Genomic DNA, 586 nt, shown 5'->3' on the forward strand with positions numbered 1-586 from the left:
GCCTGTTTTCGGAGAAGATCGAAGAGGTCGAGCCTGGCCAGCCGGCGGCAATCGCCGCCGGGCAATAGGGAGTTTTGGACGCGTGGCGCGGTCCTGCCGGGATAAAGCACTTGGCGGTTCCCCAAGGGAATTGCGGCAAAACGAAGAGAGGTCGGTCATCGTCTGTGTGAAACGATGGCTCGATCTATCTGGAAAGCCTCTATTTGTGTCAATTCGGCAACAGTATGCCGTTAATAACGTTTTGGCCATCATTTTGCCCGAAAGTGTCTCATTCTTGCCGCAGCCTGGGGCGGGCATTGAAGTGAGAGGGTTACCTGTTGATCGCGATGCGATGGAAGACGCCGCTGTTGCTCGGCGTCGTTACGTCTCCCCTTTTCTTGGCCGCTTGCAGCCAGACAACCTCGCACGGCATGTCCGTCGCCAGCCTGACCGACGCCATCACGCCGAGCTTCCTGAGTTCGCGCGCCTACAGCCACACGCCGAAGGACAGGGAATGCCTGGAACGGGCGATGTTCTTCGAATCCAACCGGTCGAGCCGCGACGGCATGATCGCCGTCGGCACGGTGGTGATGAACCGGCTGCGCTC

The 586-nt window shown here is 59.4% G+C and carries 1 pseudogene; it reads left to right on the top strand.

The window, feature by feature from the left end:
* Positions 1-317 precede the first annotated feature (317 nt).
* A pseudogene (locus tag X744_RS0139260) lies at positions 318-586 on the top strand (cell wall hydrolase); the annotation flags it as partial.

The sequence above is a fragment of the Mesorhizobium sp. LNHC252B00 genome, assembly GCF_000502955.1.
In the GTDB taxonomy this organism is placed as follows: domain Bacteria; phylum Pseudomonadota; class Alphaproteobacteria; order Rhizobiales; family Rhizobiaceae; genus Mesorhizobium.